The 26,115-nt window shown below is 35.5% G+C and carries 31 protein-coding genes and 1 other annotated feature (1 of these 32 running past the window's edge); of the genes, 7 read left to right on the top strand and 24 right to left on the bottom strand.

The window, feature by feature from the left end; all coding sequences use genetic code 11:
• Positions 1–4: 4 nt before the first annotated feature.
• The 4 genes from DOK78_RS03320 to DOK78_RS03305 form a co-directional block, all read right to left on the bottom strand.
• Positions 5–379, bottom strand: a complete 375-nt coding sequence (locus DOK78_RS03320) for a hypothetical protein (protein WP_207942244.1) — start codon at positions 377–379, stop codon at positions 5–7.
• 6 nt (positions 380–385) lie between these two features.
• Entirely contained in the window at positions 386–1,222 is an 837-nt protein-coding gene (locus DOK78_RS03315; RefSeq protein ID WP_207942245.1) for a carbohydrate ABC transporter permease, read from the bottom strand.
• Positions 1,223–1,233: 11 nt separating this feature from the next.
• The gene (locus tag DOK78_RS03310; protein WP_207942246.1) at positions 1,234–2,136 is read right to left on the bottom strand and encodes a carbohydrate ABC transporter permease; all 903 of its coding nucleotides are present in this window, start codon (positions 2,134–2,136) and stop codon (positions 1,234–1,236) included.
• Between the two features lie 67 nt (positions 2,137–2,203).
• Positions 2,204–3,490: an extracellular solute-binding protein gene (locus tag DOK78_RS03305; protein WP_207942247.1), complete on the bottom strand. Its 1,287-nt coding sequence runs from the start codon at positions 3,488–3,490 to the stop codon at positions 2,204–2,206.
• A gap of 230 nt (positions 3,491–3,720) precedes the next feature.
• Here DOK78_RS03305 and DOK78_RS03300 point away from each other — a divergent pair, with 230 nt between their 5' ends.
• A complete protein-coding gene (locus tag DOK78_RS03300) occupies positions 3,721–4,629 on the top strand; it encodes an ArsR/SmtB family transcription factor (protein ID WP_207942248.1) in 909 nt (302 codons plus the stop codon).
• A 208-nt stretch (positions 4,630–4,837) separates the two neighbouring features.
• On the opposite strand, the gene DOK78_RS03295 is transcribed toward DOK78_RS03300, so the two are convergent.
• The 8 genes from DOK78_RS03295 to DOK78_RS03260 all read right to left on the bottom strand — a co-directional run bounded on the left by DOK78_RS03295 (position 4,838) and on the right by DOK78_RS03260 (position 10,286).
• Entirely contained in the window at positions 4,838–5,125 is a 288-nt protein-coding gene (locus DOK78_RS03295) for a hypothetical protein (RefSeq protein ID WP_207942249.1), read from the bottom strand.
• Positions 5,126–5,408: 283 nt separating this feature from the next.
• Entirely contained in the window at positions 5,409–5,717 is a 309-nt protein-coding gene (locus DOK78_RS03290) for an MGMT family protein (protein ID WP_207942250.1), read from the bottom strand.
• A 171-nt stretch (positions 5,718–5,888) separates the two neighbouring features.
• Positions 5,889–6,221, bottom strand: a complete 333-nt coding sequence (locus tag DOK78_RS03285) for a nucleotide pyrophosphohydrolase (protein WP_207942251.1) — start codon at positions 6,219–6,221, stop codon at positions 5,889–5,891.
• Complete coding sequence (locus DOK78_RS03280) at positions 6,218–8,017, bottom strand: DUF2075 domain-containing protein (protein WP_207942252.1); 1,800 nt, start codon at positions 8,015–8,017, stop codon at positions 6,218–6,220. Before DOK78_RS03280 ends, DOK78_RS03285 begins: the two co-directional genes overlap by 4 nt.
• Positions 8,018–8,126: 109 nt before the next feature.
• A complete protein-coding gene (locus DOK78_RS03275; protein WP_207942253.1) occupies positions 8,127–8,534 on the bottom strand; it encodes a hypothetical protein in 408 nt (135 codons plus the stop codon).
• Positions 8,535–8,653: 119 nt separating this feature from the next.
• Positions 8,654–9,205, bottom strand: a complete 552-nt coding sequence (locus tag DOK78_RS03270) for a ClbS/DfsB family four-helix bundle protein (RefSeq protein ID WP_207942254.1) — start codon at positions 9,203–9,205, stop codon at positions 8,654–8,656.
• 34 nt (positions 9,206–9,239) lie between these two features.
• Entirely contained in the window at positions 9,240–9,686 is a 447-nt protein-coding gene (locus DOK78_RS03265; protein WP_243430711.1) for a zinc ribbon domain-containing protein, read from the bottom strand.
• Positions 9,687–9,767: 81 nt separating this feature from the next.
• Positions 9,768–10,286 carry a histidine phosphatase family protein gene (locus DOK78_RS03260; RefSeq protein WP_207942255.1) on the bottom strand — a complete coding sequence of 173 codons (519 nt, stop codon included), beginning with the start codon at positions 10,284–10,286 and terminating at the stop codon, positions 9,768–9,770.
• Between the two features lie 103 nt (positions 10,287–10,389).
• On the opposite strand from DOK78_RS03260, the gene DOK78_RS03255 reads away from it, so the two are divergent.
• A complete protein-coding gene (locus DOK78_RS03255) occupies positions 10,390–10,860 on the top strand; it encodes an RpiB/LacA/LacB family sugar-phosphate isomerase (RefSeq protein WP_207942256.1) in 471 nt (156 codons plus the stop codon).
• 40 nt (positions 10,861–10,900) lie between these two features.
• On the opposite strand, the gene yghU is transcribed toward DOK78_RS03255, so the two are convergent.
• The 3 genes from yghU to DOK78_RS03240 all read right to left on the bottom strand — a co-directional run bounded on the left by yghU (position 10,901) and on the right by DOK78_RS03240 (position 12,496).
• The gene (yghU, locus tag DOK78_RS03250) at positions 10,901–11,686 is read right to left on the bottom strand and encodes a glutathione-dependent disulfide-bond oxidoreductase (protein ID WP_207942257.1); all 786 of its coding nucleotides are present in this window, start codon (positions 11,684–11,686) and stop codon (positions 10,901–10,903) included.
• A gap of 67 nt (positions 11,687–11,753) precedes the next feature.
• Positions 11,754–12,137 carry a cytidine deaminase family protein gene (locus DOK78_RS03245; RefSeq protein WP_207942258.1) on the bottom strand — a complete coding sequence of 128 codons (384 nt, stop codon included), beginning with the start codon at positions 12,135–12,137 and terminating at the stop codon, positions 11,754–11,756.
• Positions 12,138–12,151: 14 nt separating this feature from the next.
• A complete protein-coding gene (locus DOK78_RS03240) occupies positions 12,152–12,496 on the bottom strand; it encodes a DUF6176 family protein (protein ID WP_207942259.1) in 345 nt (114 codons plus the stop codon).
• Positions 12,497–12,559: 63 nt separating this feature from the next.
• Between DOK78_RS03240 and DOK78_RS03235 the strand changes: the two genes are divergently transcribed.
• Positions 12,560–12,949 (top strand): VOC family protein, encoded by a 390-nt coding sequence (locus DOK78_RS03235; RefSeq protein WP_207942260.1) that lies wholly within the window; start codon positions 12,560–12,562, stop codon positions 12,947–12,949.
• On the opposite strand, the gene DOK78_RS03230 is transcribed toward DOK78_RS03235, so the two are convergent.
• A complete protein-coding gene (locus DOK78_RS03230; protein WP_207942261.1) occupies positions 12,950–13,549 on the bottom strand; it encodes an AAA family ATPase in 600 nt (199 codons plus the stop codon).
• Between the two features lie 122 nt (positions 13,550–13,671).
• The gene (locus tag DOK78_RS03225; protein ID WP_207942262.1) at positions 13,672–15,069 is read right to left on the bottom strand and encodes an alkaline phosphatase; all 1,398 of its coding nucleotides are present in this window, start codon (positions 15,067–15,069) and stop codon (positions 13,672–13,674) included.
• 361 nt (positions 15,070–15,430) lie between these two features.
• Here DOK78_RS03225 and DOK78_RS03220 point away from each other — a divergent pair, with 361 nt between their 5' ends.
• Entirely contained in the window at positions 15,431–16,876 is a 1,446-nt protein-coding gene (locus DOK78_RS03220) for an amino acid permease (protein ID WP_207942263.1), read from the top strand.
• A gap of 41 nt (positions 16,877–16,917) precedes the next feature.
• Here the strand turns inward: DOK78_RS03220 and DOK78_RS03215 are convergent, their stop codons facing one another.
• Genes DOK78_RS03215 through DOK78_RS03205 form a run of 4 tightly spaced genes read right to left on the bottom strand, consistent with a single transcriptional unit; the run spans position 16,918 to position 20,854 of the window.
• Entirely contained in the window at positions 16,918–17,313 is a 396-nt protein-coding gene (locus tag DOK78_RS03215) for a GNAT family N-acetyltransferase (protein WP_207942264.1), read from the bottom strand.
• A gap of 12 nt (positions 17,314–17,325) precedes the next feature.
• Positions 17,326–17,568, bottom strand: a complete 243-nt coding sequence (locus DOK78_RS15760; protein WP_422389689.1) for an HD-GYP domain-containing protein — start codon at positions 17,566–17,568, stop codon at positions 17,326–17,328.
• Positions 17,568–20,132, bottom strand: coding sequence for a diguanylate cyclase (locus DOK78_RS03210; RefSeq protein ID WP_207942265.1), 2,565 nt, complete (start codon positions 20,130–20,132; stop codon positions 17,568–17,570). The genes DOK78_RS15760 and DOK78_RS03210 overlap by 1 nt, the downstream gene beginning before the upstream one ends.
• Positions 20,133–20,143: 11 nt before the next feature.
• Positions 20,144–20,854, bottom strand: coding sequence for a gamma-glutamyl-gamma-aminobutyrate hydrolase family protein (locus tag DOK78_RS03205; protein WP_207942266.1), 711 nt, complete (start codon positions 20,852–20,854; stop codon positions 20,144–20,146).
• 148 nt (positions 20,855–21,002) lie between these two features.
• Here DOK78_RS03205 and DOK78_RS03200 point away from each other — a divergent pair, with 148 nt between their 5' ends.
• Positions 21,003–21,530, top strand: coding sequence for a type 1 glutamine amidotransferase domain-containing protein (locus DOK78_RS03200; RefSeq protein ID WP_207942267.1), 528 nt, complete (start codon positions 21,003–21,005; stop codon positions 21,528–21,530).
• 61 nt (positions 21,531–21,591) lie between these two features.
• Here the strand turns inward: DOK78_RS03200 and DOK78_RS03195 are convergent, their stop codons facing one another.
• Positions 21,592–22,719 carry a DUF3114 domain-containing protein gene (locus DOK78_RS03195; RefSeq protein ID WP_243430713.1) on the bottom strand — a complete coding sequence of 376 codons (1,128 nt, stop codon included), beginning with the start codon at positions 22,717–22,719 and terminating at the stop codon, positions 21,592–21,594.
• A gap of 12 nt (positions 22,720–22,731) precedes the next feature.
• Complete coding sequence (locus tag DOK78_RS03190; protein ID WP_207942268.1) at positions 22,732–23,265, bottom strand: TetR/AcrR family transcriptional regulator; 534 nt, start codon at positions 23,263–23,265, stop codon at positions 22,732–22,734.
• Positions 23,266–23,370: 105 nt separating this feature from the next.
• Here DOK78_RS03190 and DOK78_RS03185 point away from each other — a divergent pair, with 105 nt between their 5' ends.
• Complete coding sequence (locus DOK78_RS03185; RefSeq protein ID WP_207942269.1) at positions 23,371–24,282, top strand: NAD-dependent epimerase/dehydratase family protein; 912 nt, start codon at positions 23,371–23,373, stop codon at positions 24,280–24,282.
• Here the strand turns inward: DOK78_RS03185 and DOK78_RS03180 are convergent.
• On the bottom strand, positions 24,269–24,781 hold the full coding sequence (locus DOK78_RS03180; protein WP_207942270.1) for a VanZ family protein: 513 nt from the start codon (positions 24,779–24,781) through the stop codon (positions 24,269–24,271). The genes DOK78_RS03185 and DOK78_RS03180 overlap by 14 nt on opposite strands.
• 175 nt (positions 24,782–24,956) lie before the next feature.
• Between DOK78_RS03180 and DOK78_RS03175 the strand changes: the two genes are divergently transcribed.
• A complete protein-coding gene (locus tag DOK78_RS03175; RefSeq protein WP_207942271.1) occupies positions 24,957–25,985 on the top strand; it encodes a M42 family metallopeptidase in 1,029 nt (342 codons plus the stop codon).
• Between the two features lie 60 nt (positions 25,986–26,045).
• Positions 26,046–26,115, top strand: a binding site (T-box leader); it runs 169 nt beyond the window's last position.

Raw genomic sequence — 26,115 nt, 5'->3', positions numbered from 1 at the left:
TTATTCAGTTTACTTTCAAACTTTTATTTTTAGCTAATAAAATAATTGTAGCTGTCATTCCTATAGCAACACTTACAAAATCTAAAATAATATACGATAGAATTGATTCGAAGAGTAGAAAAAAGCCAACCTGCCAATGAACTTGATTATCTTTAATATAACGTTTACTTAACAATAAATTAATGATTCCAAGTGCCATCAAAAGACTTCCAAATCCTGTAATAATTAGCATATACCCACTAGGATATACTGCTGGCTTCAAGCCAAGCAGACCACTTCCACTTTGGAAAATTCCATAATAAATAATGGTAATCAATCCATCAATAATTTGCCAAATTCCCATGATTTTAATTAAAAGACGCTCTTGTTTTCTACTCAATCTTTATCAACCTTTCACGCCACCTGATAATGACATTGATTCTAAGAAATATTTTTGTGCAAATAAATAAATAATAAATGTTGGAATAATCGCAATCAAAGCACCTGCCATCAAGAGTGTTGGTTTCGATTGATACATTCCTTGTAATAATTGTAAGCCGGAAGTAATCGGCATTTTTTCGATATCGTTAAAAATAATAGATGGCCATAAGAAATCATTCCATGAACCAGTAAAGGTAAATAAAGTGATAACTGTTAAAATTGGTTTGATTAAAGGTAAAATAATTTTCCGGAAAATTATTAGTTCACTAGCACCATCTATTTGGGCTGCTTCATCATAATCTTTAGGAATATTGTCCATAAATTGTTTAACTAAAAAGATATTCATTGCTCCAGCTGCCCCTGGAACAATCATTGCCCAAGGCGTATTAACCCATCCAAGCATATCCACAATTTTGTAAAGCGGAATTAAGTTTACAACACCTGGAAACATCATCGTTGCCAATAAAAAAGTAAAAATTTTATCTCTACCTTTAAATTGCAAACGACTATAGGCAAAAGCAGATAAAGAAACAACAAATAACACTAATAAAGTATTCATTGTTGCAATAAACAATGAATTGAAGAACCAACGAACTAAAGGTGTACTTGTGTTATCCATCAATAGTTCTTGATAATTGGCTAATACCCAATCAATAGGTAATAAACGTGCACCTTCTCTTAATAACTCTGATTGTGACTTAAAGGATGTAAAGATACCATATAATAAGGGAACGATCCAAACTACGGCCATTACTAATAAGAAAACAGAAGCAACAATTTTTGATGTTTGTCTTTTTTTCATCGTTTTCCCTCCTAATTTTTCGTTCTCAAAAATTTAAATTGAATAGCTGATACAATCATGATGCAAATTCCTAAAACAATTGCCATTGCTGAAGCAATGCCTGCAATTGATTGTCCAGACCCAAATGCATTTTGTTGGATGTACATTAAAAGAACTCGAGTACCATCACTTGGACCGCCACCTGTTAGCATAAGTGGTTGTCCATATACATTAAATTGAGCAATTGTTGTCACTACCAGAGTGTACAAAATTTGTCCTTTTATAGACGGTAAAGTAATTTTAAAGAATTTTTGTAACGAAGAAGCACCATCAATATCTGCCGCTTCATAGTAATCTTGAGGAATTCCATTTAAAGCAGCCTGATAAATAATCATATTTCCTCCGATTGTCCACCAAATGGTTACTACAACTAGTGTAACCCAAGCATAAGGCATTGTACTTGTTAATGGGATAGAGGTACCCAACAACTTATTGACTGGTCCGTAAGTAACATTAAACATCAATGTCCAAATAATAACTACAGCAGAGATAGCAAATAAACTTGGCATATAAAAAAGAGATTGAAAAAATTTCCCTAATTTAGGCTTTGTATTCAAAGCTACGGCAATTAATAACGGGACCATGATACAAAATGGAACAACAAAAATAACAAATTTAAATGTATTTGTTAAACCAGTTCTTAGTTGTGTATAAAAAATAGAATCTTGATTAGTAAAAATTTCTTGATAGTTTGCCAATCCAACAAAATTAGGACTTGAAACAAGATCCCAATCTGTAAACGAAATATAGATTCCAAAAACAACAGGAATCAAAAAAAATATTGAAAAAATAACCAAGTGTGGCGCAATAAACAGCCATGGAAAAACTTTGCTTTGAGCTTGATTTCCTTTTTTCTTTTTTTGTGATAGAGACATGTATTCTCAATCCTTCCCATTTATATGAGAGAGGAGCTCTAAAAAACTTCCTCTCTCATGAGTAGATTTATTTATTAGAATTATCTTTTGCAACTTTATCTGCTACTTCTTTTTGCATAGATGGAGCAAAATCACTCACTTCTGCTTTACCAAAAATAACATCTAAAGCATGTGCATCCATATATTCAGACACATAACCATTATATTTATAGTCGAAGATTGTTAAAGTTTCTTGCATAGCTGGATCATTGATAAACATCGATTGTGGCATTTCTAAATATTCATCGTTGTTTAACAAATCAAGTGTTGCTGGATTTTGTCCTGCTTTTGCCCATTCTAGTGAGTTCGTTCGTACCCACTCTAAGAAATCCATAATTCCTTTGGTTTTTTCGTCTGAACGATTTTCGTTTTTGAACATTACAAATTGATGTGAAGAAGACCAGTTGACTGCTTTGCTTAAATCATCGGAAATTTGTGGTGCATTTGTCAATCCCCAATCAAATTGCGCTTCATTTACATCATTTCTCATCCAAATTCCTTCTGGATAAAACATTACTTTACCAGCTACAAACAATTGATAAGGATCTTCTCCATCTTTTGTAGTGATTCCGCTATCATATAGTTCTTTCCATAATGCAATAGAATCTTCCATCGCTGAATTATCAAGTGTTGGGTCGATTCCATCTGAACTTAATTCGCCACCATGTTGTTTATATAAAGAAAGAAGAATTGGTTTCATCCATGTAACACCCAAAGCTGAAACATCATCTTTTTGAGCTTTTTCTCCTGCTTCTTTAATTTCGTCATAAGTAATAATATTGTCATCAAGAGCATTAGGAGTATACTTTTCAACTAATTCCTTGTTGTAATAAGTACCTGATGTATGAATATCAAGTGGAACTGAATAACGTGATCCATCAAGATCTCCAATATTCCACGACTCTGGTACATAGTTTTCTGCTTTAATTTCTGGATAATCAGTCAAAGCATCATCGTACGCTTGTAGCATATCATTATCTTTGTATTGCTTGATTCGTTCAGCATGAATAATATTTAAGTCTGGTATATTTTTACCAGAGTTAACAACTGTAGGGATTTTAGTATACATATCCCCTTCTTTCATAGAAACATTTTTCACTTTAAATTCTGGATTGGTTTTATTATACTCATCAACCATCGCTTTGATATTTGATCCATCTGGTCCAGTAAAAGGATTCCAAAAAACAATTTCATTACTTCCGCCTTTTGATGAACCTGATGATTTTGAATCATCTGATGAATTCCCGCATCCGGCAAGTATACTCACACATACTCCTACCATCAAAACAATACTTGCAAATTTTTTTACACGCATTTCCAGTCCCCCTGTTATTACTTTTTAGTTAACGACAACATAATATATTTTTAACTAAATAGTAATTTGTTTTTTATTTATTAATTCCACATATAAATTAACACCTAGTGTAAGCGATGTCAATATTGTTTTGTAGCTAAAAATCAAAAACAACTTTACAGTTAAACCTTTTTTCGTTATAATCCAATTGTGCCTTTTATATAAACTAAAAAGTTAACGGAGGTTTTGACATGGAACTTGATTTGAGTAAAGAATCTAGACTAGTTTTCCAAGCCTTAGCTAGTGAAACAAGATTAAAAATTATTCGGTTTCTCGGAAATCAAAAAAAAAGCATCGGGGACATTGCAGATTATTTAAAAATTAGTAAAGCAATTACCACTCGTCATATACAACAAATGGAAGATTGTGGACTCTTAGGTTCAGAACGCGGCATAAATGAACATAGAAATAAAAAAATAGTTTATCTAAAAGTCGATAATATTCATATTAAATTTCCCAAAAAAGTCTACTCAGAATTTCAATTGCATTCTACTGATTTAAAAATTGGTCACTTTACAGATTTTTCAGTTAAGCCAACTTGCGGATTAGCAACTGTAAAAGAGATTGTTGGAAAATCAGATGAACCAAAATATTTCTTAGATACAAATCGTGTGGATGCTGCCTTATTGTGGTTTAGTGAAGGTTTTGTAGAATACAAAATTCCTAATTTGCTTCGCGATAACGAAGTACCTGAGATGCTTGAAATCAGTTTTGAAATCGCTTCAGAATTTCCGATTTCAAATAATATTTGGCCTAGTGACATTTCAATTTTCATCAATGATATCAAAGTAGCTACATATACTGTACCAGGAAATTTTTCTGATACGCGCGGACGCTATACGCCAAGATGGTGGAACGATCATTTTAGTCAATACGGCTTGTTAAAACATATTCGTATTAATAAATTAGATACAGGCATCGATGGAGAAAAATACTCCACCGTTACGATTGACAGTCTAAAATTACACGATCATCCTTTAATGAAATTACGTTTTGAAATTGAAGAAGATGCAAAAAACAAGGGTGGTCTTACTTTATTCGGTCAAGGATTTGGTAATCATGATCAAAATATTTTAATTAATACCTACTATTCAAGCTAAACGGACAAACAAACTTTATTTGCTAACACAAAACAATTGATTTCTTCACTTAACCGTGTATCCTTCTAACTATAAAAAGGATACACGGTTAAGTTGAGCTTTTATTTATGGATTTGAGTCAGCATCTTGGATACATTTTAGTAGAGATAGTTAAGCCATTTTTCTACCTCAATCGCTTTATACTGACTGCCTAAACCAACATGTAGAATCATCCCTTCAGGAATGTTACAACGTTGTTTTGTTTGATTGGCTCTATTTTTTTACTTTTCAAACCAATCATAGGAATCGTCATTCCTTTTTTAGCATATAATTCCATCAATGAAGGACACCTAGATTGGAAAACAACTATTAGTTCTTCTCCACCAAAAAAAGCAGAGATGGATTTATGAGGCAATAGTTCAGAAAGTATAGGAATGAGCGCTTCTGTCTTCTCATATATGGTATCCTCTGAATCTTTATTTGACTGAAATTTTTTTGCACCATTTTTAAAATCCATTTATCGCCATATTTCAGGCATTTAGTTTTCCATTTTCTCCTATCTATAATTGAATGCTCCTCGTACAAATACCAACAATACATTCTCTCTTACGTTGGCAAAAATAAAAAGAACCCTTTTACGAGTTCTAAAAATTTCTTTTATTTCCGTAATCAACTCTTCAAACAAATAGTTCTCTAAAATATCAGTCACAACACTTTCAACTATTACAGTATTTTTATGTTGAATTTCATAAAGTGTTTGACGTAAAACAAATTTAATCGTTGCTTCAACTATCTACCAATCAACACTCCCATTGATATTTTTTCAAATCCACATACCCTGTGTCTTTCAAAAAAACACCTTCATTATGTAGTAACTCGGCTTGTTCAGTCCATCCTGGAACCAATCGGCCGGCATGATTCACTACCCGATGGCAAGGGTATTTCCCATAATATTCAGCCATGCTAAGGACTCTGCCGACAAGTCTGGCATTTTTGTCTCTACCAATCAAACTAGCTATTTGCCCGTATGTAGCAACACAGCCCTTGGGTATTTCTTCTACAGCAGAAAGAACTTCATAAATTAAGTCTTCATTTAAGACACTCTTCATAGATATGCCCCCTTTTAGTGTACTAAGAATCTGTTTGACATTTATTGTAAACTTTTATATTATCTATGCGACCTAACACATACAACAATGGATAGGATTCTAATTTATAAAGATAATAGAAACCTATCCATTTTTTAATATACACTCTCATTTAATTCTTTCTATATTTTTTTACAACTCATCATATTTTGAATTACTTCCAAAGCTTTTATTTACTGGATACTTTTGATTATTCTTCTCTAATTTTTTAGCAATGATATCATCTAAATCCATATTTAAATTATCTGCTAGCATGTACGAATAAATTAAGACATCTGCTAATTCCTCTTCGATTCGTTCTCTTTTACTATCTATGACCTCTTCTGATGATTTCCATTGAAAAAGCTCTAATAATTCGGAGGCTTCCAGTGAAATAGAAATCGCTAAGTCTTTTTCATTATGAAATTGACGCCAATTACGGTCATCGCGAAATTGATTAATTTTCTTCAAACTTGATTCTTTCATATTTTTCCGGCTCCATTCTTTGCTTCCATTAACTTTGCCTGTAACGCTTCATCTACCGCATACAAATACAAACCGTTTACTCCTCTCGTTAATAGGACGTTCAATTCATTTTTAAGTAATGTATCGGATAAATAAATTTTTTCATCTTTTAGCGTTCTTTGTTGTGTTGCCTTTTTATTCTTGCTTGCGGAACGATCAAAAACAATTTTTCCATCACGATACTTAACAGATGGTCCAATGATGACACCTGCATAATTCAAATCAAAACCTTGAATGGTGAATGTAGAACCTACCTCACCAATAGTCTGTTCTTGCTCTGCCCAAGCTAGTTTTCTATTTTTTCGTTTTAATTTCTTAGATGGTGGTAATTGCAAATTCCATGGTAACGAAAAATCACCAATCGAAACATCCCAATAATCTCTATCATTAGGCTTTTTCTTATCGATATATTCCCAATCAAACGTCGCTAACATACGTGAAATACCGAAACTTTGATTCTTTGCTTTTCTTTTAATTGCTTGAAACATTTTTTCTGGAGAATCAAATACTCTTAGTTCATAATTTTCATCTTCTGGAATATTTTTTATCTCTTGTTGGTCTATTAAATGACGAATCCAATCCACAGTTTGTTCATTCCCATTTATTCGCATTTGATTTTCTAAATGTATATAGTTACCATAAAGATTCGCTTGATTCACAATATAGCCCAATTCCTCTTCAGCCCAATACTGTTCTCTTGAAAGAACTTGATTATTGTCAAAAACAGCTACTACAACTTTGGCACGTGCTAACAAATCGTTTAATTGATTTTGACCTCGATAAGACTGTTTTCCTTGTGTCCAAAGTAAATGTGCTTCATCAACAATAATAACATCTGCTTTTTCTTCTTCAGAATACTTATTAATAAACGAGGTCGGTTTGCCAACTTTATTTGATTGTTTTGATGAAATACCTAATTTTTCAGCTATTTGCTGATAAACTTTTAATTGTTGTTCATGATTAACAAGCAAATACTGTGAACTGCCTTTTAAGATAAGATTGTCACTCTTTTCATCAGCTAACTGAAACAAATCATAAAATAAGCTACTCATTAATACCGTCTTACCTGAACCTGCTTCTCCCCCAACTAATATTAATTGTCCAGTTCTGTTACGATTCAATGCTTCTTCAATTTTTAAAATGATTTGATCTTTAGCTTCAAATTGTTCTTTAGATAATTTATGAAAAGGAGAAGCTTTAAATAAAGCAGAATCTTGGATTACACGTTCTAGAGGAAAAAGCTCTTTATTATTTTGCTGCAATTTCCGCCAAATTTTCGAGAAAATTTCTTCCATTTTATCAGAAGAAAAATATTCTTGTTGCTGGTTTGTTCTACGATTGTGTATATATTGTACAGCGTCTACACTTGATAAATATTGCATTAGTTTGTTTTCAATATCTAAGGTCAAAGATTTATTAAAATGATCATGTCCAATAACAAACATCCTTGCACTTTTGGAAGAAGCAAATTTTTGCCAATCCTCTCTTGTCTGTAAATCATTTGATAGATGTTCCAACGTTCGACGTTTAATGTTGGTCGTTTCTCCTATGTAGATAGAGTAATTATTTTTTTGTTCTAGATCATTTACAATATACACAGTTGGATAACGCAAAAGGTATTTTTCATGCTCTTCATTTAAAATTTTTGTTTCTAAATTCAATATTTCATCTTTTGTATATTCAAAATCATAGATAATCGGTGAAGATCCACTTTTCAAGAGACCACTTCCTTTCCCAAACTTGATTAATTTAATCATACACTTGTACAGACTCAGTTTAAAGTGCATAATAAAAAAACTCTAGAAACCTTTGAATTTAAGGGTTTCTAGAGTTTTTTTCTAGCATTATGAATCATACAACCTATCGTTAATTTATCTCTCGATTATACAAAATACCTTCATCAGATAAATCGATAATTTTTAGGCGTTCTGTTCGTTTGACAAATACACTTTTGTAACGTTTTTGTCCAGTATCTGTTGAAAAAAAGAGTACTCTTTTATTGGGATTATCTGTTTCTATGTTTAGTTGTAAATCTGATACGTCTATTGTTTTCTCTATGATGGGTGCTTCTTCAAACTCTTCTAGGGCATTTTGTTGTGATGAGGCTGAAGATTCAGTAGTTGCGGTAGATTCTTCAATAAGGGAAGTTGCTTCAATACTTGTTGAAGCTGTTGTTTCTACAGATTGCGCATCTTCTGAAACTTCGGAACGTTGACACCCCGCCAAAATTAATAATGTAGCAAAGCCAAATACAACTATTCTTATTTTTTTCATTTATTCTCCTCCTCTTTCTTTTCTAGGCTAACATATTCATTGAGGCTCTCCAATGTTTTCCTTTTAGAATGAGAATTTCGTAAAAAAGTTATGAATAGCTTTCGCCCTTTAATTATTTTTTAAGTCTGATTAGGTAATGTTTGGATATGTTTTTTGATTTTCTTAATTGCCCAATCGTAATGACTAGAAGTTACCGAAACGCAATAGCTACCTAGAGAAGTATTACCTGTCCATTTTAAAGCTTCTTTAGCAAACAATTCGTCATTTGAAAAAGAATGTATTAATTTCATGATATCTACGTGGCTTTGTTCAAGTAGTTCTTTTGCATGATGGTAAGAAGTCTGTTGATGTTTCTCCAAAAATTCAATATTCATCTTCGGATATGTTCGCCAATTATAAGGCTCAGGTAAAAATGATACGCCTTGTCCTTGTTTATTATTCGCCACCCAGTTGAGGAGCAGTTGGTGCCATTCATACAAATGAATCAGAACATCTCGCAAATTTTTATCACGTTGCCAATGCGTTGCTTGTTGTTTTTCTAAAAATGCCTTATCAAAGTTGAATGTTCGCTCCAATTCTAGCTCTGTCATAGAATGTAGTAATTTTTCTAATTCAGAAAATTTCTGATTAGATCCTGTTACTAAATCAACTTTAGTTGTTGGTCTACTCATCTTAGCACTCTCTTTCATTGAATTTTTTGGCTAATCAATGCCAATGATTAAGCTTGGGTAATGATTCATCCAACCATGCCTGCACATCTGCCTCCTCTAAATGATAGTGAGTTGCCATAGTTGGTACTAGAAAATCCATTAAATTCTGCATGGAATCGTAGACAAATTCTCCCTTGCTGTAACACCATTTACAATATTCCTCATTAAAATAACCGTCAGCGTCTTTTCCAATAATAGCGTCTTCATATAAAGGCATGCCACAACACTGACAAATCAACTTTCTTGGAGACCCCAGCAATGTATTAATCGAAACATCAAATTCCTTTGAAATAATTTTTAATGTTTCAGTATTTGGCACGGTCTCTCCAGTTTCCCAACGGCTAACCGCTTGACGCGTAATCATTAAACGGTCTGCCATTTCTTTTTGCGATAGATTATGCTGTGTTCGTATTTTAAGTAAAATTTCTTTAATTTCCATCATATCGTCTCCACGTATTGGTTATTAATAGTATTGTATAGCAAATCTGCTAAACATAAAAGCAACTGGAAATTGCTTTAAATTTCAATATGCCATCTCATATATCCCGCAATATTTAACTCGTTCTACTTTCGTAAATACTCTAATCACTTCTGCATGTGTCACGCAAGCAATGCACGTATACCCTGCATTTTTATAGTGCTGAAAGACGCTGGCAACACGTTGGTAGACTTCTTCTTTGGTTTCAAATTCTAAATCAGACGTCTTTGTTCCCTTTAAATAATCGTGATAAGCTACTTTCATTTGCTCTGGATTTTCAAATTTATAACCGGTTTTATCAGGTAACCATTCATGGAGTAATAATTCCACGCAGACGGGAATTTCTTTGAATCGAGTGATTTCTAGTGCGGTTTGCATAGTCCTTGTATATGGTGAAACTAATAAAAGTTCACTCTCATCAAAAATGGCATGATTAGCAATCGCTTGTGCTTGCTGTATGCCGTCGCTAGTTAATCGAGATAAATCCCGTCCAAATCCTTTATATTTTGCCTCGGTAACTTGCCCATAATCTGGTTCGCCATGGCGAATTAAATATATTTTCATGACACTCACTCCCTTTAACTAGTATACCAAACTTCACTTCTCAATTTACCTAGTCATTCTTCTAGCATCGTGTTACTCTAAAAGAAAAAAGGAGGTTTTTCTTTTGAAAATTATTATGGCAAGCGATCATGCAGGTGTTGATTTAAAATTGGAAATTATTGATTTATTGAAAAACATGGGACATGAGGTTGAAGATATGGGTCCATATACGAAAGAGGCAGCAGATTTATCTGATTATGTGTATCCTGCAGCATTAGCTGTGGCGGAAGGGAAAGGCGAACGTGGCATTTTTGTTGATGGGGTAGGTTATGGTAGTGCCTTAATCGCCAATCGGATTTATGGTATTGATGCGGTTGTATGCCAAGATCCGTTTTGTGCGCAGTTAGCACGTGAACATACGGATAGTAATGTCCTTTGTTTGGGTGGAAAAATTATCGGTTCAGCAATTGCGTTAGAAATCGTTCGTGTCTGGATGACAACGGACTTCCTCACAGAAGAAAAATATATTCGTCGTGTAAATAAAGTGAAAGAAATCTCTGAAAGACACTTAAAACCTTTAGATGAATGCAATTAAAAAATAAGCAGAAAAACGTGACGTTTTTCTGCTTATTTTTTTAGTTAATTTCTTTATATTCAGCTTCCAATGCGCGTTTGACAGCTGGACGTTTAGCAATTTTATCTGCCCAAGCTTTCAGATGAGTGTATTCTTCAGCCTGTAAAAATTCAGCTGCATCGCCATATAGTTCGCCTTGAACTAAACGACCATACCAAGGCCAAATTGCCATATCAGCGATGGTGTATTCATCTCCATTAATATAGGCATTATCTGCCAAGTGTTTATCTAATAAATCTAGTTGACGTTTCGTTTCCATCGTATAACGGTCAATCGGATACTCTTGTGGGAAAGGCGCATAATGATAGAAGTGACCAAAACCACCGCCAACAAATGGAGCTGCACCCGTTTGCCAAAACAGCCAGTTCATTAATTCTGTTCTTTCAGCAAGTGTAGTTGGCATAAATTTGCCAAATTTTTCTGCTAAGTATAACAAAATAGACACCGATTCAAAGACACGAATGGGTTCATTCTCTGAATAATCCATCATCGCGGGAATTTTAGAGTTAGGATTAATTTTAACAAAATCGCTACCGAATTGATCGCCTGCACCAATGTTAATTTTATACAGATCGTATTGTGCACCTGCCACATCGGCTTCGTTTAATTCCTCTAATAAAATTGTGACTTTCATCCCATTAGGTGTTCCTAATGAATAAACTTGCAACGGTTTATCTCCAACTGGAAGTTTTTGTTCAAAACGGCTCCCTGCTACTGGTTGGTTACCAGACACGCTTTTTTCTTCTTGATTCCATTCCCAAAGTTTCGGGATTTGATATTCTGACATAGTAATTCCTCCTTTTATCTACTTATTATAGTATAGCGATTTATAATTTTTAAGACAAGAAATCGCTTTACAAATTTCGCCAATCATACGGCAATAGCTCTTTCAACAAAACCACCTTGTTATCGCCCACCATTACTTCTGTATCTAGATTGTTTTCACTAATTTGACTCAAAAATTCACGACAACGACCACATGGAGATAAAATATCCCCTTGATGATTGACCGCAATCAGTTTTTTTATATGGTTTTCTCCAGCCAACAACATTGAGGCAACTGCCGCATGTTCTGCACAAAATCCCATCGAACAAGCGGTATCGATACAGATTCCCACATACACATTGCCTGTGTCGGTTAATAACGCAGCTCCTACTGTGCCGCATTGAGCAGTTTTCGATAATTTTCTAGGATTCGTCGCTTTTTTTGCTTGTAAATAAAGTTCTGTAAACTCCAATGTTATTCCTCCAGTCAATTCATTTGCTGCCTGATTTTATCAGGAATCATCACTACTTCAGTGGTCAATTTTACTGGTTTAAACACCGGATCAATACAGGCTCTCCAATATTCTAAATGTTTTTGATCAATCCAATGTGTGGACTCTTCCACTTCTTGTCCCCCTTCGCCTTGTATTGAATACCAATAAAGAAATTCTTGTCCATTCAGCACTTCTCTAAAAATTGTTTCGACGTACATTTTTTCATTTTCTAAAGTAAGTAAAACTTCTTGCATGTTCTCATTAAGAAAAGCTAACCATTCATCCACTTGCTTCGTCTGTCCAGCGAGAACTTTAAAGCGCATAATTTCTACGTTCATTCGGAATACCTTCTTTCTAATCAAAACTGTTTTCTTTATACTAAATGTTAAAGGAGTGATGGCATGATTCATCATATTGAATTATATGTTCGTGATTTAGCTGAAACCCAGCAATTTTATGATTTTTTATTATCTGAATTAAATTATTCTATTTATCAGCAATGGGATAATGGCATTAGCTATAAATTTGAAGATACTTATATTGTTTTTGTACAAGTAACAGCAGCTTATAAGAATAATGGCTATCATAGAAAAAATATCGGTTTAAACCATTTAGCTTTTCAAGTAAATAGCACGTCTCAAGTCAATCATTTACGAAAAAAATTGCTTGCGCGAGGTACCCAGGAACTTTATGCTGAGCTATATCCTTTTGCTGGTGGCCCTACGCATTATGCGTTTTACTTTGAAGATCCCGACCGGCTTAAACTTGAAATTGTCGCAGAACCAAAGTGATTAGGATTCATCCATTCGTTTTCGCTTAATTTGAACCCAAGAATCAAAGTCATTTTCGGGAAGTGGTTGATACGTATAATCTTTTTGCGATTGATACGTATCAATCAACGAAACTGCTTCATCAAAAACCATGTCTGGTGTCTTACCGGCAATATCAATCACACGTTCATTGGGTAATAAAGCACGCTGCATAATTTTCTCAGTTCCACGTATCAAAGTTTCTAAATGTGTTAATCCTGGTGGTTCACGATGTAGCATTTGTTGCTTATTTTGTTCAAAATCGCTCGAAATTAATTTCAAACAAATAAACGCCTTTCCTTTAAAACGACTGGGAATTTCTCTTGCACGAATATCATCATAGTCTAAAATAATAATATGTTTAAACCCTAAATCATGAAATTGTTCCACCATTGCTAACATTGCTTCCCAACAAACTTTTTCTTCCAGCAACGCGGCTTCATCGGCATCTTTCAAATAATTGTAGAAATCGGGAATCATATGTTGTTCAATGTATACGCCTTGATAATGTTGATGCAATTTCTTAGCAAGCGTCGTTTTCCCCACACCAGTTGGACCATTAATAAAAATAAATTCTTGCATGTCACTCCTCCTCGCAAATTCTCTCTACTAAAATAGTACCCTAGATAACTAGAATTGTAATGACATAAAAAACACTTAGAAAAACAAACCTCGTTTTTCCAAGCATTTATCTGGATGAATGTTTAATTTTTCGGAATATCTTTGTCGTTAATTTTAGCTTTGCCGTCTTTTCCCTCAAGTAGATTGAAAATTAATTTTGCCTGATCGGTATTATCAATCCGTCCAGCAAATGCTTCTGATTTTGGACCATAAGCATAGACGTTCACATCTTCCCCTGTATGTCCGCCTGTTGTCCAACCTGTATTCGAACGGGCATCGAAAATTTTGCGAATCGGTACGGCAATTTCTTCTAACTCTTGGCTTTTTTCAGCTTTGGTCACCGTTGCTAATTCTTCTTTGGTTAGTTCAAAGTCAATATATTTTTCAAGGACTTCTTTCGCAGACGCTCCATTTAAAATTTCATTCGCCATGAAATCAGGTGTCCGTTTTGCTGCATGAAGTGGCTCAGTTAACCAATTATATTCATCATTGGCACCAATAGAGAAACCTCCTGTTGAATGATCGGCAGTTGTCACTACTAAAGTATTGCCGTCTTTTTCAGCAAATTTAATCGCTGCTTCAAAAGCTGCCTCAAAATCTTGCATTTCACTCATCGCGCCAACTACATCATTACTATGACCTGCCCAGTCAATTTGACTTCCTTCTACCATTAGAAAGAATCCTTCATCGTTTTGGCCCAAACGTTCAATCGCAGCCGTGGTCATCTCTGCTAATGAGGGTGTTTCTTGTTTTCGATCAATCATTTTCGGTAAGCCTTCTGGTGCAAACAATCCTAATACCTTTTCAGTATCATCTTTTAATAATTCATCTTTATTGGTCACGTAGCTGTATCCACTTTTTTCAAATTCTTTTACTAAATCACGGTCTTCACGTTTAAAATAATCTAAGCCACCACCCAACAAAACGTCAACGGTGTGCTGATTGTTGGTCAAATCATCAAAGTAATCATCTGCTATTTCCTTCATATTTTTACGTGATTCATCGTGTGCGCCAAAAGCTGCCGGCGTTGCATGGGTAATTTCTGAAGTTGCAACCAATCCTGTTGACTTGCCTAATTCTTTGGCACGTTCTAGAACAGTCGGTGTATCTGATAAATCATTATCGACAGCAATCGCATTATTGTAGGTTTTTACACCTGCTGACATAGCGGTTGCAGCTGCGGCCGAATCCGTGACATTTTCTTCTGGGTCTTCTGGATGCGTTGCTTGTTGTCCCACTAAATAACGATCAAAAACTGTATCGGGAGCAATTTTTTCATTTCCTTCTTTAAAATAGCGATAAGCAGATGTATATGAAACACCCATACCATCGCCAATCATAAAAATAATGTTTTTAGGATGTTCTTGCGTCGTTTCTGTAGGGGCATTTTCTTTGTTACTACTAGCTAAAACAGTTGTAGAAACAACGCCTCCTACGACTAGACAACTAAGTAAACTCATTCCTAACATACTTTTTTTCATTGAACATTTCCTCCTCTATCTATTACCTCTCAAAAATAACAAAGGATTATTAAGTTGTAATCAATATCCAGTAAACAAGCTGTAAATTTTGTATATTTTTTGTTTTTTTGGAATATTATATTTTTTTAACAAAATTATAATAACCAAATAATTTGTTATTAATAAATAACTTGTTTTTCCTTATTATTTTACATTTATTAGAAGAAAAATGAGTGTTTCTTAAAAAATATTGACGGCTGTACAGATAAGACTATAATCGAAAAGGATATTAATCTTCGTACTAAAATAACAACTAAATATTATTTTGATTTTATTATTTGTTATTTTAATACGACTAATTTTATTTAAGGAGTTTTCAAAAATGGAAGCAAACACAAAACAGTTGCGATGGACCAACGTAGGGCTGATTGCCTTTAGTATGGTTTGGGGATTAGGAAATGTCGTGAATAACTATGCCCAACAAGGTCTTTCTGTCGTTACTTCATGGATCATTATCCTCGTTCTCTACTTTATTCCCTATGCATTAATTGTCGGACAATTAGGATCAACCTTCAAAGATAGTCCCGGAGGTGTCAGTTCATGGATTGAAAATACCACGACCAAAAAGTTAGCCTTTTATGCTGCTTGGACATATTGGGTCGTCCATATTCCCTATTTAGCACAAAAACCACAAGGCATCTTGATTGCTTTAGGTTGGGCTGTCAAACGTGATGGCACATTTATTTCAGATATGCCTATGCAACTTATTTCGATCCTTAGCTTAATTATTTTTCTTGCTTTTCTTTACTTATCAACTAAAGGTTTATCAACGTTGAAAGTAATTGGCGGACTTGCTGGAACAGCCATGTTTATTATGTCTATTTTATTCATCCTGTTAGCAATCGGCGCACCCGCTATTCATTCCAATATTGAATTTGCAACACCTGATATGAACAAACTAAGCTCTTATATTCCTAAATTTGATTTTTCTTATTTTACAACGATTTCCATGCTGGTTTTCGCAGTAGGAGGAGCAGAAAAAATTTCTCCTTATGTCAATCAAACTAAAAATCCAGCCAAAGAGTTTCCAAAAGGAATGATTTTCTTAGCATCGATGGTTGGTTTAAGCGCGATTTTAGGTTCCGTTGCAATGGGGATGTTGTTTACTAGTAACAATATTCCAGCTGACTTAATGGCGAATGGTGCCTATACTGCTTTCCAAAAATTAGGTGCGTATTATGGTGTAGGAAACACGTTAATGATTATTTATGCGCTAACCAATACTATTGGACAAATTTCAGCGTTAGCTTTCTCCATTGATGCACCGTTAAAAATTTTATTAGCGGATGCCGACCCTATGTACGTACCCGCTTGGTTAAGAAAGAAAACGGCCAAAGGAACCCTAAAAAATGGTTACTTACTAACAGGAATTTTAGTGAGCATTTTAATCTTGCTACCGATTTTCGGTATTAGCAGTATGCAAGAGCTTGTAAAATGGATGACCAACTTAAATTCAGTCGTGATGCCCTTACGTTATTTATGGGTGTTCTTTGCTTATATGATGTTAAATAAAGCTTCAAAAAATTATCAATCTGAATACAAATTTGTCAAAAATCCCAAAATTGGTTTTGCCATTGGATTATGGTGCTTCTTATTCACTGCTTTTGCTTGTATTTTAGGAATTGTCCCTAAGATGGAGATGGATTTAAGCTCCAAAACATGGTGGTTCCAATTGACTTCAAATCTTTTAACCCCAGTTGTTTTTCTTTTAATCGGCGCTCTTTTACCAATTATTGCACGTCGTTCTTCACAAACAAAAATTCAATAAAAGCAACTAGAGTTTGGGTACTTCTACCCAAGCTCCTTTTTTCATGTATAGTGGCACGCCATTTGTCCTGCCAGCACGGAATAAAAACCAAATTTTTCATAATAGTTGCGTAAAGAGTCATCATAAATAACATTTATCATGTATATTTTTTGTTCTTTTAGCTTAGCAATGGCCATCGTCATCAAGGTGCTTCCAATTCCTTGTCCTTGATAATCCGGTGCGACCATTACATCTTGAATATAGGCATCCGTTGCACCATTGCTGACTACTGAAAGAAACCCAACTAATTTTTGCGCATCGTAGCAAGCAATTCGCAAAAAATCAGCCAAATCAAGACGATTGAGTTCTTCCTCCAAGCGATTCCAGCCCACTGCTTGACGTAAGTCAGCAATTTCATTTGGTGTAATTAATTTATCAGTGACATACTCTACGATCATTTCCTCTCTCCTTTACTCCACGTTAACTAAATCAATAAAAATTTGAGCAATCATTGGATCAAACTGTGTTCCTTTATTCCGTCTAATTTCTGTCAAGGCTTCTTTTTTACTCATTGCCAAACGATAGACTCGATTGTGCGTCATCGCATCATAGGCATCGACTACACTAATAATTCGACAAGGTAACGGAATTTCTTCCCCTTTTAATCCATGTGGGTAGCCAGTTCCATCCCAACGCTCATGATGAGAAAGAATCAGCTCAGAAATGCCGGCGTTTCACGGGCAATACGATACCCAATCTCCGTATGTCTACGCATTTCTTGCCATTCTTCTTCCGTCAATTTACCTGGTTTGTTTAAAATATCTAAATTAATCCCCACTTTGCCAATATCATGTAAGAGAGACAGCAGTGCTAATTCATCTTTGTCTTTAGAAGATAATTCCAATTTTTGCGCTATGGCAGTACTATAGGTCTCCAAACGCTTCGAATGCGTTTCTGTCTCAGAGCTTCGTTCATATATCGTTGATAATAAGGTACTAATAATACCATTTCGATAACTCTTACTATTCAGTAGTTTTTGTTGATACATATTTTTTTCAGCCTCTTGAATTGCCGCATGGATACTGCCAACCTCTCCTGATGCGCTCGCACAACCTAAAGACAAACTAAGTGGCAAGTTACTCCCTTCGACAATGACTTCTGTTTGTTGAATATTTTGAATGATCGCTTCGGCTTCCTCAATCGCTTGATTCGGTAAAATAATTAAAAATTCATCGCCACCATAACGAATGACTGAAGCTTGCTCATCACAATATTGCGCACACAAACGACTCGCTTGCCGTAACAACTCATCGCCCACATGATGCCCGAAAACATCGTTCGTCATTTTCAACCCATTCACATCAATCATAATAACCGAAGTTGCTTGTTGCTTCTCTTCTAACGTAGTAACAGTTCTGTCTAAAGAATAACGATTGTGCAAACCCGTCATCGCATCATGGCGACTTAGATATTCAATTTCACGTTGCGTTTGCCGCTCTTCTGTCACATCTCGAAAGACCATCACTACTCCTGATAAATTATTATCATCCATATAAATTGGCGCCGTACTATCAGCAATTGGGATTCTTTTTCCCACACGGTTGATTAGTTCAGCTTGGTTGATTTCGATGCTTTTTCCCGTTTGCAAAACTTGTTTAATTGGATTTTCGATTAATTTTCCGTTCAATTCATTTCGTAGTTCAAATATTTCAGAAAAATCTTTTCCATAAACATCGTCACGTGTCCAACCTGTCAATTTTTCAGAAATGCGATTCATATTTTTAATCTTGCCTTTTTCATCCGTAACGACCACCCCATCGCCAATCGATTGAATGGTCGTTTTGAAAAATTCTTTTTCTTTAAATAATTCTTCACGATAACTTTCACGGTCTGTCGTTTCAAAAGAGACAACATGAATCAACTTAGTGTCATTTTCAAAAATAATCGAAGCATATAAGTCAAAATATTTAATCGTTCCATCGATTAAGCGATGGGGTGCGCCTAAAAAGAGCAACTCACTTTTCTCAATATTTCTAAATTTTTCTTCTAAAACTTGTGTAGGCAGCAAGATAAATTTGTTCGGCTTTTGTCCGATAAAATTTTCTCTGACTCCTCCAAATGCATCAATGACTGATTGATTGACATCTTCAATTTCCAAGGTTTTACCATTAATGATTACATTGAGCACACTGCTTTCAGAGAATAACTTCTCCCAACGCTGGACCCATTGCTTTTTTGTTTTTTGCTCATGTTGTAGCTTGTCCTGACTAGCTTGTAAACGTTTGGTTTCTTTTTTCAAGCGCTCACGATTTACTAATAGCTGGAAATAGATTGTCAAAGCGGCTCCGACTGTCAATAACAGCGTCAAACTACTGATGCGCACCATATCATTAAAAACACTTTCTGAACCTAAAAGAATATCTGTATCTTGTACAAATGAGATGAGCTGCCAATCATTTACCTTTAGCGGTACCGCAGTGATATAGTAATTTTTGTCAGCTTGTGCGATGACTGTGCTAGTTAGTTTATCTGCATGCATCATTTGCCTTAGTTCGGCTCTTTCTGTTTTATTTAGACGCAAGGTTTGTAACGTATCAAGTAAATTTTCGCCTTGATATTTATCGTAATCGCTATAAATCAGTTTATCATCTACTGCTAAAATGACACTTTTAATGCTAGAGTACATCGCAATATTATACATTTCTAAAAATAAATCAGTCACATTCACATAAGAATAAAATGCTCCAATAACACTCCCCTCTTCTTCAATTGGTAACAAAATAGTCATCCTATCATTCGCTAGTTTTTCATCATAATGAATGGTGCTAACGACAATTTCACCTTCTGCAAATCGACTCGGAATTTCTTGTTTTTCTTGTTCTCCTAACATTGATTCAGCATCCTTTAAAATCATTGCCATTGTGGCATATTCAACCCGGCGAACTGAATCATCATTGTTGCGGTATTTTAAAAATTCTTCTGGCGAGGAGACTTTCCCTTCTGTTTTTAGCAATTGATACATCGCTTCGACAGCGTGCAATGAATTTTGATTTCTTTCAATTGCATGTTCAATATGCTTGGCATCCCCTTCTGTTCGTACTCTTAAAATTTCCGATACTGTTTTGTTGTATTCGGCATCAACTCTTCGTTTTTCGAGATACAACAAAGTAACTAAAATGCCAATAAACGTTATTAAAATCAGCATGCTGTAACGGCTAAATTCTCTTTTAAAAAAGTTTTTCAGATTATAAATTCCTTTTTTCTTCTCATGTATCATACGCGTCTCCTTTACGTAGTTCTGACACATCGGCCAAGAAAATAGCGCAACAAGTGTTGGTTCTCCTTAGTAACTGCTTCAAAAAATTCCGGATGCCATTGAACAGCTAAAACAAAGCGTTTATTTGACATATAAACGGCTTCAATCAACCCATCACTAGCCGTTGCGGCAATTTTTAATTGGGGACTTAATCTTTTAATTCCTTGATGATGATAACTATTCACTCCAACTTGAGTTTTTCCTAAAATCGTAAACAATAAGCTATCTGGTAGAATCGTTACCTTATGTTGAGCGCGATTATAAGGAGCAATCATTTGATGCTGACACGCGCTCGAAGATTCTGTTGGTAAATCTTGATAAAGTGTGCCACCCAATACAACATTCAACAACTGCAAGCCTCGACAAATACCTAATATCGGTTTATCTAATGCGAGTGCCTGCTGTAAACAATAGGTTTCCATTTCATCACGTAATACACAACTTTCTCCACAAGTCTCCCGCATTGCTTCTCCATAAAGAGTAGGTGAGACGTCTTGTCCACCTGTAAATAAAAAACCATCGCAAGTTTGAAGGAAATAATCCAAGGTCTCTTGCTTATTTGTCAATGGTAAAATCAGCGGAATGCCACCATTTTTCTCAATTAATTCTAAATAATTGGGCAGCATCCAAATACTTTCTTTTTCTGAATCATATAATGGCATTACACCTATAATAGCTGACATACACATTCTCCTTTTTTTCACTCAAATAATTATTAGTATAGTATGAATTTTCCAAAAATTCATCATAATAAGCTAATCTTTTCAATCGTCATTTATGATTGACTCTGTTACACTGACTATATAACAAATAAGAAATGGAGGGATAGTTTTGCGCTTAGAAAACAAAAAAGTTATTGCTTTAATTGATGGCGATTTCGAAGATTTAGAGCTATGGTACCCTGTTCATCGTTTACGTGAAGAAGGTGCACAAGTTGATTTAGTCGGACAAGAAGCAAAGAAAACGTATATCGGTAAATACGGCGTACCCGCTGAATCTGATTATGCCTTTGATGAGGTGAACCCAGAAGATTACGATGCCATTTTGGTACCCGGAGGTTGGGCGCCTGATAAATTACGTCGCTTCCCTGAGGTAATTCAGTTCGTTCAATATATGGATGAGCACAAAAAACCAATTGGTCAAATTTGCCATGCTGGTTGGGTATTAATTTCTGCCAACATTTTACAAGGAAAAACTGTCACAAGTACACCAGGTATCAAAGACGATATGACAAATGCAGGCGCTACTTGGGTTGATACTCCTGCAATTACAGACGGACACATCGTTTCAAGTAGAAGACCACCTGATTTACCAGACTATATGCGTGAGTTTATTAAAGTACTTGAAGCTTCAAATTAGTCTTGCTTATAAAACACCCGAACGCTCTCTTTACAGACCGTTCGGGTGTTTTTGTCGTGTGTTATATTTTTTTCTTATGATATTTCATAAAACCTGACTGGATTTTCTTTTTTTGACAGTAGTGGCAATATGACTGATACACTTCAGGACGTTGCACTTTAGGAATTTGCTGCCAAGCATGGGCATCATGTGGTTTTTTTACAATGTCTAAATACGGACCCGCTTGTTTTAATGCCACTGGACTTTTCCAATGACGTAAGGCTTTTCGACGAATGGCGGGATTAATTGGATATAAGACATCCAGATATTCATGGGAATGATTCCAAGGTAAAACATCAAAGTTCGAACCATAGGAAAAGCCATAATTAAATGATTCAGTGTTTGCGACAGGTCCCAATTCAGGTACAGCGTAATGATTGGGCTGACTATCATAACGACCATTTGCTAATTTGCGATAGATATCCCATTCGCTGACAAATTCTCCCGTGCTAATTCGCACAATAAATTCCGACATTCGCGCATCATTTGGTCCCCACAAACATGTTTTGCGTTTTGGCACTTGTATTTTCATATTTCTTGGATAATCAAACGATGTCATTGAACGATTATGATAGCGGGCACCTGTCGTATAATCGAACGATAGATGAAAGGTTTTTCCGTAAGCAAGTAATTTCTCATAATCAGTTGTCCCTTGAAAATGTGTTCGGATATAAGTGATGTTTTGACGATCAATGTACGTACGAAACAAATGGACTTTTTTTCCTAATTCATCGCTATTTAATCCTTCTTTCGTTGGAAAAGCACGCAATACATCTCGACGAAAGTAGGCATAAAAAGCTGCATGGGGTGCTAATTCTTCATCTAACTGATACGTGTTCGACAATAAATGCATAAAATGGAATTCATCAATTTCTGCTTCTAATTGATTAAAAATGAGCTGAATTTTTTCTTTAGCTGACAAGCGACTAGCACGATACAATGTTAAATAAATAGGTGAGCCAATCGCAAAAGTATCCAGATAATACGTTTGAACATTTGCAATACTCGCTGCTAAATCTTTATCCGAAAGCTGGATGGTTTTACGAAGATAGCCCTTAATAGCTGCTTGATCCCATCCAGAACTTTGCAATTGCTGACTAATCTTCTGAACTTCCGACTGCTCTTTTAGTTGTCGATACAATCCCCACATACTCGCCACCTCCTACTCATGGAATGCTTTAATCAATTGTGTCATTTCTGCCAAACTCTCTTTTTGTCCAGTTTGAATCCACGTCAACCAAACTTCAAAAATTCCCGCTGACATGAACTTAATCCAGTATAGTCGCTTAGGATTTTCCCAATCACTCCAAGTTGTAGTGGTATCATAAAATCGCGCCATTTGTTCGGTAAAAATTTGAAAAATAATCATCGTGTAATCACCTGCAATCGCACGTTGAAAGTCAGGCGTCAATTCCGTAAAAAAATCGCCTAAGTCGGTCATCTTTTGTTCTTCACTAATTTTATGAATCGTCTGATCAAATATCTTTTGAAATTTTGGTTCATAATATTCGGTTAACACCTGTGGCAAATTAGTGAAATGGCGATAAAATGCCATGCGACTAACACCTGATCTTTTCGCTACTTCAGCAACCGTCATCTCGGATAATTTTTTGGTCTGTAATAATTCTAAGGTTGCAATCGTGATCCAGTTTTTACTATCTTGCTTTAAATTTTTTGCATAGTTCGTCGCTGCCATAACACTTTCTCCTATCTGTCACAAATGCGGTCACACTGCTTGTTCTTTTGTTTTGTGTTCTCTACAATAGCATCTATAACAAGTGTAACACTAGGAGGTAAAAAAATGAAACTATTAGTCACAGGTGCCAACGGATTTGTTGCTACCCATATCATTCAACAATTACTCGACCAAGGTCATGATGTCGTTGGAACAGTTAGAAATTTCAACAAGCAACCAACTATTTTCAAAGAACTCACGTATGTCGTAACAAATTTAACTCATTCTGATGGGTGGGTAGAAGCTATGGCCGGTGTCGATGCCATTTTACATGTGGCTAGTCCCTTAGGTCATGAAAATGCAAATGATGTTCGCTTAATTAAGGAAGCTGTGGCTGGTGTTGAACATGTCTTCGAAGCGGCACATATAGCTGGTGTCAAAAGAATTGTGATGACCTCCAGTCAAGCTGCGGCCACACCCCTTGCTCAGACAACAGGATTTATCGATGAACATTTTTGGTCTGATCCTGAAAATCCTGAATTAAACGCCTATCGTCTTTCCAAATTATTTGCCGAGCAAAAAGCATGGGAACTAGCCCAGAAATATAAACTGCATGTGACCACCATTTTACCAGGTGCCATTTTTGGACCAACCTTAACGGCTAATCGTTCCTCCAATCAAGTGCTTGATCAGATTAACCACACACGCTTCGTGCCAAAAATTTCATTAGAAGTAACTGACGTCCGCGATTTAGCAGCTTTGCATTTGTTGGCTCTCAACAACTCCGAAACAATCGGAGAACGGATTCTGGCAAAAAATGGTGATTTAACGTTTGCACAAATTAGTCGCCTTTATGGCCAACGACCGATTATTTTACCAAATAGTAGTTTGAAAATAGCGGCAAAATTCGTTAAAAATTTGCGTGCACTTGTCCCAATGTTAGGGAGAAGCTATACGCATACCAATCAAAAAGCAATCAATTACGGCTGGCAGCCTCGTGATGCGCAACAAACGGTACTTGATGCTAGAAATAGTTAAGTTGCACGTGATTCACTTTGAACGTTATGATCATTAAAAAAACAAATGTACACACCGCAACGGTTCCTATGCTTAGCAAGAGAGGATCTAGTATTTTTTTAGGAAAAATTTTAGCTAACAACCCATACAAAAGAAACCCACCATATCCACCTAACGTATTAGTGAGTAAATCAGTCATATCCGTTGCCCCAATCGCTAACAGATATTGGCTGATTTCAATTGCTAAACTAAATAAAAAGCTGTAGCGCAATATCTTCTGACCTTGATAGCGTGTTTCGCGCATACTGATTAACACACCAAAAGGCACAAATACAAGCGTATTTAACAAAATTTCTCTCGTACCACCCGATGCCATAAAAGGCACCCAATTGATGATGCGGTTTTCTCCATTGATAGCGGATTTTATAATGGCTTCTGGGGACAATGAGAATTTAAATAATAAGACCCACAAAACCAATAAACTATAACTACTTAATATGATTATTTGCCATCGTTTCATAGTAATCTCCTTTCATTTCTTTACAATTATGCTAACAAATTCTAGCTGCCAGAGTATTCTCAAATCATCATGAAATTCTTCGTTTTTTCTGACAAATGGAACCTGTGAGCATTGTTTGGGTTTTCATTTTAGTTATGCTATAGTTTGATAGAGTCAAACAGAAAGGAAGTCACGAATGTTTAATAAAGAAGAAACACTTTCATTTTTAGTAGAATTATTAGCAATTAATAGTCCCACTGGTTATACCCGACATGCCATTGATTTTATCAAAACAACAGTCGAGTCATTCGGTTACGAAACAACTCAAACACCAAAAGGGAATTTGATGGTACAGGTTCAAGGAAAAGATGCGACACAAACGCGTGGTTTAAGCGCGCATGTAGATACTTTAGGATTAATGGTGCGTTCCATTAATAGCGATGGAACCTTAGCTTTAACTAAATTAGGTGGTCCGCTCACACCTACATTAGACGGGGAATATTGTGACATTATTACCCGTGATGAAAAAATTTATACGGGCACGATTTTATCCAATACACCTTCTATTCATGTGTTTCCAGATGCGTCTACCAAAGCACGTGATATTGACAATTTGATTGTTAAATTAGACGAACGTGTCACGAATAAAGAAGAAGTCCAAGCGTTAGGCATTCAAAACGGTGACATCGTGGCGTACGATCCAAAAGTCATCGTCACTGATTCTGGTTTTGTAAAATCACGTTTCTTAGATGATAAAGCTTCTGTCGCCATTTTAGTTAGCTTATTAAAGCAAATCAAACAAGAATCTATTACTCCTGCAACCAATCTCACATTTATTTTCTCAACTTATGAAGAAGTGGGCCACGGTGCAGCGTGGATTCCAGCAGATATCACTGAATTGCTGGCAGTCGATATGGGCTGTATCGGTCTTGATTTAGAATGTACAGAATATGATGTCTCTATTTGTGCCAAAGATTCTTCTGGACCTTACGATTATGAAATGACCACACGCCTCGTAACTTATGCCAAAGAAAAAGAGTTGAATTACGCAGTTGATATTTACCCGATGTATGGAAGTGATGCTTCTGCTGCTTTAGGTGGTGGTGCCAATATTCGTGCTGCACTAATTGGTCCAGGCGTTGCAAGCAGTCATGGAATGGAACGGACACATGTTGATGCGATTGAAAATACGTTTGAACTAATCTCAGCTTATATTCAAAATTAAAAAAACTCACATACCCCTGTTACTTTTTCTAAAATTTGTTATAATAAGAATATTCAGACAATAAATACATTGCTGAGGAGTAGTACTTATCGTTCCGTTAACAGAAACTTGCTGGCTGATGAAAAGCAAG

Origin of the sequence: Enterococcus sp. DIV2402 (genome assembly GCF_017426705.2) — a bacterium.
In the GTDB taxonomy this organism is placed as follows: Bacteria; Bacillota; Bacilli; order Lactobacillales; family Enterococcaceae; genus Enterococcus_F; species Enterococcus_F lowellii.
This window is presented reverse-complemented; position numbering and strand designations above follow the sequence as displayed.